The organism is Romboutsia sp. (assembly GCF_056995035.1).
The window spans coordinates 1-11,501 of the sequence record NZ_JBXKIW010000063.1 but is presented as its reverse complement, the minus strand read 5'-3'; the positions used below and the strand labels follow the sequence as shown (position 1 = coordinate 11,501).

The window sequence follows — 11,501 nt, the reverse complement described above, 5'->3', positions numbered from 1 at the left end:
GGTTATAATAGCAAAGAGGATACACCTGTTCCCATTCCGAACACAGAAGTTAAGCTCTTTAGCGCTGATGGTACTTGGTGGGCAACTGCCTGGGAGAGTAAGACGTAGCCACGTAATCTTTTTTTGTACGTTAATTTATAACAAGCACACTAATAAATAAAAAAGTCGTCTAGAAATAGAAGGCTTTTTTGTTTTGTTAATAATTAATAGTTATTACAGAACAAGATTTGTGTGGTAAAATTATACATATAAATTATTACACAAAGGGGAATATGTCATGGGGATAATTGAAAATTTAGAAAGACAAGGAATAGGCAAAAAATTAATAGATGATGCGATATATTTTAAACAATATTATAAATTAGAAGAGAATATTAGTCATAGAATATCTAATTCTAGTAATTATTTTTATGGATCAGAAATATGGAATATGGCGATATCAGCAATACTAGAAGGAGAAAATATATTATTATCAGGTCCAAAAGCAACGGGGAAAAATTTATTAGCAGACAATATATCAGAATTATTTGGAAGACCTCAATGGAATACATCATTCCATATCAACACGGACAGTACAACTTTAATAGGAACAGATACATTTTTAGATAATGAAGTAAAATTAAGACGTGGCTCAGTTTATGAATGTGCAATAAATGGTGGTTTTGGAGTGTTTGATGAGATAAATATGGCTAAAAATGATGCGATAGCAGTACTACATTCAGCCCTAGATCATAGAAGAGTGATAGATGTACCAGGATATGAAAGAATCAACTTACATCCGGCAACAAGATTTATTGGAACCATGAACTATGAATATGCAGGGACAAAAGAGTTAAATGAAGCATTGGTTTCTAGATTTATGGTAATAGATATACCTGCAGTAGAAGAAGACAAGCTTATGTTAATTTTACAAAATGAATTTCCAGACGCAGATGAAGAAAAATTGAATCAATTTGCAGGTATATTTTTAGACTTACAACTGAAGTCTCAAAATGGAGAAATATCTAGCAAGTCAATAGATTTAAGAGGATTAATAGGATCATTAAGAACTATAAGAAGAGGCCTTAAGCCTGATTTAGCAATTAATATGGGGATAACAGGTAAGACTTTTGATATATATGAAAAAGAAATAGTTGGAGATATTATTAAAACAAGAATACCTATGAAATGGGAAACAAAAGATATATTTCCAGATAGGGGATAACTATGAAATGGATATATAACAACTATGAATTTGAAAATAGGGTAAACAACTTATCTTGGACGGTATCAGGAAAATATGATGAAGATATTCATATTTCAGAACAAGATTATACATCTAAAGAAGCAGCTTTATATTTTGCAATAATGGCAGGAGCTAGGCATAAATATGTTAATTGGGATATAGTAAAGAAGTATCTGATAAATAGAATAAAAAAAGGGTATGATTCAGAAACAATTTTAAGTTTAATTCAAATTTCATTAAATAGAGTAGTAGAAACCAAGATAATACAAGAAAGGCCAGGAGTTGAAGATATAAAGGAAAAAGCGTATAAAGATGTAGTTTCGGGATTTTCTAAGATATATAATGAAGATGTTTTACAAAAAGTAAAATATGCTTTAGTTCTTGAAGGTATGGGAAAGCATCCTACAGTAGATGGTTTAAGTAGAAGGATAATTAATAGCGTTAAGAAGATAGATATAAATCAACCTATAATAGACATTTTAAAATGTGTTGATGTCATATATTTAAATTATTTCAATCAAATATTAAATAAGCAAGAGGATACTGAAAAAAAATCAGTAGAATATATAGATAATAACGATGTAGATTTTGATACATTTGCAAATTTTATGTATGAAGAACTTTATAATGAGGAAGATAATCAGTTTGTTGAAAATGAAATAAAGGATATAGCATCATCAATGTTAGTAGAAAATATAGGTGAAAATGAAATAGAACAATCATCCCAATCTTCTGATAGAGTTATATATGTAGATAAAGAAACGTTAGATAAGATTTATAAAAAGATGGAACATTATTATGGTAAATCTTATTTAAATAAAAGTGAAATAAAAAAAATTGAGACAAAAAATTGTAGAAATGCACATGAAGGATGTAGAATTCATTTTACAGAAGGAGTTTTAAGAAGTGAGTGTAGCAATATAGCTCAAATAAAATATGTAACTAGGCAAAAAGAGAATAATATAAGTAAGTTTAGAGATAAAGTGAAAGTACATAAGAGAAATATAATAAAACTGAAAGAAAATATATCCAGAATACTAATAGAAGAAAGTGAAATAAGTAGAATTTACTCTGATTGTGGAACTGTATATGCAAATAGAGCATGGAGAGTAAGTAGAAGTAATAATAAAAAAATATTTTATAAAGATGTTGAAAATGAAAAAGGAAAATATGTTATAGATATATTGTTAGATTCAAGTGGTTCACAAAGTAGAAATCAGGCAAATGTAGCTACTCAAGCATATATAATAGCGAGAGCATTAACAATGGTAGGAATACCAAATAGGGTTATAGGATTTTCTAGTTTTATGGATTATACAATCTTGAAAAGATTTAAAGATTATGAGGATAATATAGATTCTAGTGAAAATATATTTGAGTATTTTTGTGCAGGGAACAATAGAGATGGTTTAGCAATAAAGTCAATTTGTGAAGGTTTATCGGAGAGAACTGAAGAAAATAAAATATTAATAGTTTTAAGTGATGGAAGACCTAATGATGTGAAAATAGGTAAGGATAGAGAAAGAAGCATACGGGGAGAAATGGCGTATAGAGGAGTAGTTGGAGTAAAAGATGCTGCAAACGAAGTAAGAAAAGCAAGACAAAATGGAATATTAGTTTTAGGTGTATTTACAGGTAAAGAAATTGATTTACAAGCAGAGAAATTAATATATGGAAAAGATTTTATATATACAAAAGACATAGAAAGATTCTCGGATATAGTATCAATGTATTTAAAAAAGATAATTAGGAATTAAAATCTATAAAGTTATGGGAAATAATAATAAAACTAAATAATTAAAAAAATTTAAAAATAAGAAGGAATATTAAACTTATTATAGAATGTATTAATAGAAGTTAATATTTAAAATAGCATAAATGATTAGTCAATATTGTGTAATCAAACAGATTTCTTAAAAAATAATAAAAATATTATAGGTTCTTAAATCAAGATTAATAGGGAAAGAGGTCAAAGTCCTCTGCAGCCCCCGCTACTGTAAAGCTGACGAAATTTCGATTTAACCACTATGACTTAGTCATGGGAAGGTAAAATAGTAGGATGAAGCTAAGCCAGGAGACCTGCCTAATAATATTTAAGAATTTCTTCGGGGAGGAGAAAATTTCTTAAAATACTTATGTATATAATTAGTATTTATAAAGAAAGTCTAACCCTTAGGTTAGACTTTTTAAATTGACAAAAATATATATTAATATTTAAAATAGAGAAGAGGACAGTTATGAAAAATTTAAAACTAGGATTAGTAGCATCATTTCTTTTGATTATATTAAATCCGATTACTTCAAATGCAATGCATATAATGGAAGGTTTTTTACCTGTACAATGGTCTATTATATGGAGTGTAATATTTATACCGTTTTTCTTAATGGGTTTAAAATCTATAAATAAAATAGTAAAAGAAGAGCCTAAGAAAAAATTATTATTAGCTTTATGTGGAGCTTTTGTGTTTGTACTATCTGCATTAAAAATACCATCACTAACAGGAAGCTGTTCTCATCCAACAGGGGTAGGACTTGGAGCAATATTATTTGGACCAAGTGTGATGACTGTTTTAGGTACAATAGTACTGTTATTCCAAGCATTGCTTTTAGCACATGGTGGATTAACAACATTAGGAGCTAATGCATTTTCAATGGCAATAGTAGGCCCTATAGTAACATTCTTAATATTTAAATTTTTAAAGAAAAGAAATGTAAAGCTAGGCACTAATGTATTTATAAGTGCGGCTTTAGGAGATTTAGCTACATATACAGTAACTGCACTACAATTAGCTCTAGCATTTCCAGATGCAACTGGTGGAGTAATGGTGTCAGCTGCAAAGTTTCTAGGAGTATTTTTTATGACTCAAATACCAATAGCTATAGCAGAAGGTATACTTACTACTATAATCTATAATTTAATAATAGAAAAAGAAGGAAATGGAGTAGATGATGAAGAGTACAAATACGAAATCAACAAAGAAAACTAACTGGATATTATTCTTAATAGCAGTAGGACTTATTATAGCTCCATTGATATTAAATTCAAAAGCTGAATATGGTGGAGCTGATGGAGAAGCAGAATCTATTATAACAGAGATAAATCCAACATATAAGCCATGGGTTAGTAGCTTGTACAAACCACCAAGTGGAGAAATAGAGAGTTTATTATTTTCAACACAAGCAGCAATAGGAGCTGGATTTATAGGATATTATCTAGGTAGCAGAAGGAGAAAGTAAAGATGCTTTTAATTGATAAATATGCATATACAAATAATTTAACAAATATAAATCCAAAAATTAAAGTTAGTATAGGTGTAATTTTTTTAATTGCATCCATGCTGATAAAGAATATTTTGTTTTTAATGAGTATAATGATTTTAATGAGTATTTTTATAATTTGTATAGCTAAAATAGATATGAGAAACTATATGAAATTACTTAGAATTCCTATGTACTTTTTATTTATGGGAATCATAATAAATCTTATCAATATATCGTTTGATTCAAATAAGTTGATTTATAGCTTAAATATTGCTAATGTATATATAGGTGTATCTAAGGCATCATTAAGTACATCAATATATATATTGTTTAGATCGATGTCTTGTTTGACATGTGTATATTTTTTTATACTTACAACTCCTTTCAATCAAATATTATTTTTATTAAAAAACTTGCATATATCAGATACAGTAATAGAACTATCAATGCTAGTTTATAGATTTATATTTATTTTTTTAGAAGAAGTAGAGGATATTAGAAAATCACAACAATTAAGATTTGGATATATAAATTTAAAAACTTCATATAAGTCAATTGGTCTTCTTGGAAATATGCTGTTTAAAAGAATGATGAAAAGATACGATGATATGTGTATATCATTAGATATGAAATTATATGATGGCAAATTTCACATAGTAGGTGACGAGAATGTTTAAAATTCAGAATTTAAATTATCAATATGAAAAAAATTCATTAGCTTTATCAGATGTCAATATGGATTTTGATAAGGGGAATGTAATTGGAATAATAGGATCTAACGGTTCAGGCAAATCAACATTGTTCATGAATTTAATGGGAATACTACAGCCATCATCAGGAAGTATTTTATTTAAGAATCACGAGTTAAAATATAATAAAAAAGGTTTATATAATCTTAGGAAAGATGTTGGAATAGTATTTCAAGATCCAGAGAAACAAATATTTTATTCAAGGGTATATGATGATATAGCATTTTCTTTAAGAAATATAGGTGTAGATGAAGAAACAATAAAATATAAAATAAAAGAAGCTTTAATGGCTGTTAACGGACTAGATTTTATAAATAGGCCCGTACATTTTTTAAGTTATGGCCAGAAAAAAAGAGTAGCAATAGCATCTGTAATAGCCATGGAAAATGATATTGTATTACTAGATGAGCCAACAGCAGGATTAGATCCAATTAGTACAAAATTAATTGTAGATATAATTAAAAATCTAAAAGATAAAGGTGTAAAGATAGTTATATCAAGTCATGATATGAATTTAATATATGAAATATGTGATTATGTTTATGTATTAAATAGAGGAGAAGTAACTGATTTTGGATTAACAGAAGATGTATTTATAAATGAAGATAAAATTGATAAAGCAGGACTGGAATTGCCTTGGTTAGTTAAACTCCACAAGAATATGAAACTACCTTTATTTAGAAAAGAAGAAGATTTGTATAAATACTGGAATAATAAAGTACTCAATACAAGTGATTAATTAGCACTAAATTTATATTTAAACAAATCAGATATAGAATATATAGTTATAAACTATTTGTTCTATATCTTTTTTTAATTGCTAATAAGTTATATACTATAAACTAGTGAGCTTATATTTAAAATTTATTTTTATATAGATTTTAGACTTCCATTATATTGGAAAAAATCAAGATATGAGTTTCTTAAATTTGAACAAATCTTTGATATAGATTAAAATAGAGTTATATCACTGTTAACAGGAGGAAAAATATGAATTTAGATACATTAAATCCTGCCCAGAGAGAAGCGGTAGAAAAGACAGAAGGTCCTGTGCTTATACTAGCTGGAGCAGGTTCGGGTAAGACTAGAGTTTTAACAACAAGAATTGCACATCTTATAGAAGATAAAGGTGTACAAGCTGTCAATATATTAGCTATAACATTCACTAATAAAGCAGCAAATGAGATGAGAGAGAGAGTAGAAGAAACATTAGGTTCTGATACAAAAGATATGTGGATAAGTACTTTCCACTCTTGCTGTGTGCGTATACTTAGAAAAGATATAAATAGAATTGGATACAATAGAAGTTTTGTTATATATGATAGTTCAGACCAGGTTACTTTAGTAAAGGACTGTTTAAAAGAATTAAATTTAAGTGATAAGGTATTTGAACCAAAGGTAGTTATAAGTACGATATCAGGGGCTAAAGATAAGTTATACAATCCTGCCCAATTTAAGGCTATGCACTTATCAGATAACAGAATGAGTAAGATGGCGGATATATACGCACTGTATCAAGATCGTTTAAAAAGAAATAGTGCATTAGACTTTGATGATTTAATATATAGAACAGTGGAACTTTTAAAAGAAAATCCAGAAGTATTAGATTTTTATAGAAGTAGATTTAAATATATAATGGTTGATGAGTATCAAGATACAAGTAAGGCTCAATATGAATTGATAAAAATATTAGCTAGGCAACATCAAAATATATGCGTAGTTGGAGATGACGACCAAAGTATATACGGATGGAGAGGTGCTGATATAAGAAATATACTTGAGTTTGAAAGAGATTATGATGATGTTCATGTAGTTAAATTAGAACAAAACTACAGATCAACTCAAGTTATACTAGATGCAGCTAATACTGTAATATCTAATAATATAGAAAGAAAAAGAAAGAAGCTTTGGAGTGAGAAAAAAGAAGGGGAATTAATAAAGATACAGTTATCTGATAATGAAATAGATGAAGCAGATTTTATCACTGATATGATAGCAAAAATATCTAGAGAACAAAATAGATCATATAAGGACTTTGCTGTACTTTATAGAGCAAATGCACAAGCTCGTCCTATAGAAGATGCTTTAAATAGAAGTCAGACACCATACAATATATATGGTGGAACTAAATTCTATGAAAGAAAAGAAATAAGAGATTTAGTGGCATACTTAAGAGTTATACAAAATCCTCAAGATGATATATCTCTAAAAAGAATAATAAACGTTCCAAGAAGAGGGATAGGTCTTAGAACTATAGAAAAAATAGAAGATAGAGCTAGTTTAAAACAAGAAAGTATATACTCAGTACTTATAGATATAGAAACTAACTCAGATATATCAACAAAAGCAAGAAATAGTATAAGTGGATTTGTGGATACTGTAGGAACGTTAAGAACTATAAAAGAAGTATATCCTGTTAGTAAGTTAATAGAAAAAGTATTAGAGACTACTGGTTATATAGACGAATTATCTAAAGAGAAAAGTGAAGAAGATCAAGACAGAATAGATAACTTAAAAGAATTTATATCTATAGCCTTAGAATTTGAACAAAATAGTGAAGAACAAGACTTACAAACTTTCTTAACAGGAGTAGCGCTTACATCTGAAACAAGTAGTGATGAAGAAAATGATAAAGTATCTCTTATGACTATTCATACATCAAAAGGATTAGAATTCCCAGTGGTATTCTTAATAGGTATGGAAGAAGGCTTATTCCCTATATCGAGAGCTGTAAGGTCTATGAGTGAATCAGACATAGAAGAAGAACGAAGACTTTGTTATGTTGGTATAACAAGAGCTAAAGAAACACTATATATGACTTTAACTCAAAAAAGAACTTTATATGGAAAAACTAATCCATCAATAGCATCTAGATTCATGGAAGAATTACCTAAAGAATGTATAGAGAAGCTTAATAAGATGGAAAAGGAATTAACTCATTCAAAAGCAAACTACAATGTATTAGATAAGTATAAACAAAAGTACATGAATAACATGAATAAGTCGGCAGTAGCTAATAATGTAAATGCAACAATTAAAGATTCAAAAAAAGAAACTGACATAGATGATATAAAACCAGGAACTAGAGTACATCATGCTAAGTTTGGAGTAGGTACTGTAGTAGGTATGATGGGCACAGATGTTACTATAGCATTCGTACAGCAAGGTATTAAAAAGATAAATAAAGAATATACAACATTAGATATATTATAAAATCCAAGTTATAAAATTAATTGTGGCTAAAAGTTATCAACAAAATTTAACTTTTAGTCACAATTATATTAAATAAATTTTTATATTACATAGGGGGCTATACAATGGAACAAAAAAAATTCTCACAAGATCTTATAGATTTTATTTATGAAAGTCCGACATCTTTTCAAGCAGTAGAAACATCAACAAAACTTTTGAAAGACAATGATTTTAAAGAGTTACTACTAGATGAAAAATGGAATATAGATACAAATGGAAAATACTATATAACTAAAAATTCATCTGCAATAATAGCATTTGTAGTTAATTGTAAAAACATAGAAAAAGAAGGATTTAGAATAATAGGATCTCATTCAGATTCACCTACATTTAGAATTAAGCCAAATGCAGAAATATCTGTTGAAAATACATACTTAAAATTAAATACAGAATGTTATGGTGGGCCAATATTAAATACATGGTTAGATAGACCATTAGGAGTAGCTGGAAGAGTAGTTTTAAGAAGCGATAATATACTGAAGCCAGTTGAGAAAATGGTAAATATAAATAAACCAGTTTGTATAATACCAAATATAGCAATACATATGAATAGAACTGTAAATGAAGGTTATGCATTAAATAAGCAAAAGGATATGCTACCTTTAGTAGGTCTTTTAAATGATAGTTTAGAAAAAGATAATTTCTTGTTAAATCAATTAGCTAGTAATCTAGATGTAGCCGTTGAAGATATAATAGATTTTGATTTATTCCTATATGAATTTGAAAAGGGCAATTTAATAGGAGCTAATGAAGAATTTATATCAACAGGAAGATTAGACAACTTATCTATGGCACATGCTAGTTTACATGCACTTATAAATGCTAAGGGAAAGCATGGAGTAAATATAGTAGCAGTATTTGATAATGAAGAAGTAGGAAGTTCTACTAAGCAAGGTGCAGATTCAAACATGTTGTTAAATATATTAGAAAGAATTTGTATATCATTAAAAAAATCAAGAGAAGAGTTCTTCAATGCTATGTATTCTTCTTTTATGATATCAGCAGATTTAGCACATGCAGTTCATCCAAACATGGTAGACAAGCATGACCCAACTAGTAGACCTGTAATGGGACGTGGTCCAGTTATAAAGATAAATGCTAACCAAGCATATACAAGTGATGCATATTCAATATCTATTTATAAATCTATTTGCAAAGAAGCTAATGTAGAGTATCAAGAATTTGTAAACAGATCAGATGAAAGAGGAGGAAGTACTATAGGGCCAATATCTTCTACCCATATAGATATACCTTCTGTAGATGTAGGAAGTCCAATACTTGCGATGCATTCTATAAGAGAGTTAGGAAGTGTTGAAGACCACTATGGTATTTATAAAACATTCAATAAATTCTATGAGATATAGATAAGGAGAAGGTAGTATGAGAATAGGATTATGTCTTTCTGGTGGAGGCGCTAAGGGTTCATATCAAGCCGGAGTTATAAAAGGACTTTATGATAGAGGAATAAATAAATTTGATGCTATATCAGGAACATCTATAGGATCAATTAATGGATATTATATATTCACAGGTAATGTTGATAACTTAGAGAAAATGTGGACAAATATTCAGACAACTCCTGAAAACGATATTAAAATAGTGGATAACATTGTGGATAATTCGTATGCTATCGATATATTAAAATCACTTATTAATGAAAATCAGCAGGAAATGGATTTCTATGTGAACTATATAGAAATAGAAAGTAAAAATGTTAGCGAAAAGGTAGTTAACATAGCTAAAGAAAGTAAAGAAGATGCATTAAACAGTGTAAAATACAGCGCTTTGCTACCATGTAACCCCAAAGCTACATTATCTTTTAAGCAACAATTTAAGAAAGATGTAAGTGAAGGTTTATATGATGGATATAAACTTGATGGTGGATTAGTTAACAATACATTAATAGAACCGTTACTAAAAAATAATGTGGATAAAGTTATCATTATATCAACAGCACATGATTATGTTTTACCTCATGAAATAAAAAACAAATATAATGAAGATAATATAATAGTTGCTAGACCCAAAACTATATTTGAAAAAAATGATACTTTAAGATTTGAAAAAGAGTTTTGCGCAAGGATATACGAAGAAGGATATGATATAGGAAAAAAACTAGAAATAAATATTTAAATACGTATATTAAATTTATTTATATAAACTAGAAATGTGAATGTTATTATGTAAATAAATAGAGTTGTATCAAAAACATTGAATAAACTGCTAAATGTTAGTATAATATAAAAGTTCTTTAAATTGAGAAAATAATGTATGGAGTGATATAAATTATGGCAACTAAGAGAATCGCAGTTTTAGGTGGTCCTAGATGTGGAAAGACGACATTAATACAACATTTATATGTAGAAATGAAAATATCAGGATTAAATGCAGGATATGCTCTAGAATATTCAACAGAATATTTAAAAGATAAAGGTATGATAGAAACTATATCTGAACAATATGGTATTTATTTAGGTCAAAAAAAGTTAGAAGATGAACTATCAGTATTTGATTATGCTCTTACTGATTACGCTACATTTGTACCTTACATATATGGAAGATTTATGTTAGGAAATAAAGCTAGAAGTAAAAAAGAAATACAAATACTTAAAGATTTATATTGCTTAGCAATAGAAGATATGCAAAACTACGACATGATAGTATATGTTCCAAGAGAATTTGGATATGTAAAAGATGGAGTAAGATGGCAAGCAGAAGATATAGCACTTCAAATAGATGAGTCTATATTAAACTTCTTAAAATCAGAAAATATTAATTATGTAGAAGTCAAAGGTTCAACAAAGGAAAGAGCTAAACAAATATTAGGCTTATTAGATATTGAATATCAAGAAACACCACAATTAAATGAAAAAGAGAAATAAGCTACTATTAATTTAGTAGCTTTTTTATATGTATTAACAAAATTAACATAAATTTATATTTAAGCTATGAAAATATAAATTGTAAAATATGTAAATATATACATATATATGTATATATATATTATAATCATA

10 protein-coding genes, 1 rRNA gene and 1 riboswitch are annotated in these 11,501 nt (G+C 28.0%); all 11 genes read left to right on the top strand.

Translation table 11 applies throughout. From position 1 onward, the window contains the following. Positions 1-114 (top strand): 5S ribosomal RNA (gene rrf / locus AC11VW_RS10070); the annotation flags it as partial. A gap of 163 nt (positions 115-277) precedes the next feature. Next, positions 278-1,204 (top strand): AAA family ATPase, encoded by a 927-nt coding sequence (locus AC11VW_RS10065; RefSeq protein ID WP_484301284.1) that lies wholly within the window; start codon positions 278-280, stop codon positions 1,202-1,204. 2 nt (positions 1,205-1,206) lie between these two features. Next, positions 1,207-2,982 (top strand): cobaltochelatase CobT-related protein, encoded by a 1,776-nt coding sequence (locus tag AC11VW_RS10060; protein WP_484301283.1) that lies wholly within the window; start codon positions 1,207-1,209, stop codon positions 2,980-2,982. 162 nt (positions 2,983-3,144) lie between these two features. Then, positions 3,145-3,327, top strand: a riboswitch (cobalamin riboswitch). Positions 3,328-3,462: 135 nt separating this feature from the next. Beyond that, complete coding sequence (locus AC11VW_RS10055; RefSeq protein ID WP_484301282.1) at positions 3,463-4,212, top strand: energy-coupling factor ABC transporter permease; 750 nt, start codon at positions 3,463-3,465, stop codon at positions 4,210-4,212. Next, positions 4,172-4,462, top strand: coding sequence for an energy-coupling factor ABC transporter substrate-binding protein (locus AC11VW_RS10050; RefSeq protein WP_484301281.1), 291 nt, complete (start codon positions 4,172-4,174; stop codon positions 4,460-4,462). The genes AC11VW_RS10055 and AC11VW_RS10050 overlap by 41 nt, the downstream gene beginning before the upstream one ends. A gap of 2 nt (positions 4,463-4,464) precedes the next feature. After that, positions 4,465-5,163: a cobalt ECF transporter T component CbiQ gene (gene cbiQ, locus AC11VW_RS10045; RefSeq protein WP_484301280.1), complete on the top strand. Its 699-nt coding sequence runs from the start codon at positions 4,465-4,467 to the stop codon at positions 5,161-5,163. Continuing rightward, a complete protein-coding gene (locus tag AC11VW_RS10040; RefSeq protein ID WP_484301279.1) occupies positions 5,156-5,974 on the top strand; it encodes an energy-coupling factor ABC transporter ATP-binding protein in 819 nt (272 codons plus the stop codon). The genes cbiQ and AC11VW_RS10040 overlap by 8 nt, the downstream gene beginning before the upstream one ends. Before the next feature lie 251 nt (positions 5,975-6,225). Next, positions 6,226-8,448 (top strand): ATP-dependent helicase, encoded by a 2,223-nt coding sequence (locus tag AC11VW_RS10035; RefSeq protein ID WP_484301278.1) that lies wholly within the window; start codon positions 6,226-6,228, stop codon positions 8,446-8,448. A 104-nt stretch (positions 8,449-8,552) separates the two neighbouring features. Beyond that, positions 8,553-9,851 (top strand): M18 family aminopeptidase, encoded by a 1,299-nt coding sequence (locus AC11VW_RS10030; RefSeq protein ID WP_484301277.1) that lies wholly within the window; start codon positions 8,553-8,555, stop codon positions 9,849-9,851. 16 nt (positions 9,852-9,867) lie between these two features. Next, complete coding sequence (locus AC11VW_RS10025; RefSeq protein ID WP_484301276.1) at positions 9,868-10,620, top strand: patatin-like phospholipase family protein; 753 nt, start codon at positions 9,868-9,870, stop codon at positions 10,618-10,620. Positions 10,621-10,775: 155 nt separating this feature from the next. Next, positions 10,776-11,369, top strand: a complete 594-nt coding sequence (locus AC11VW_RS10020) for an AAA family ATPase (RefSeq protein WP_484301275.1) — start codon at positions 10,776-10,778, stop codon at positions 11,367-11,369. The last annotated feature ends 132 nt before the right edge of the window (positions 11,370-11,501 follow it).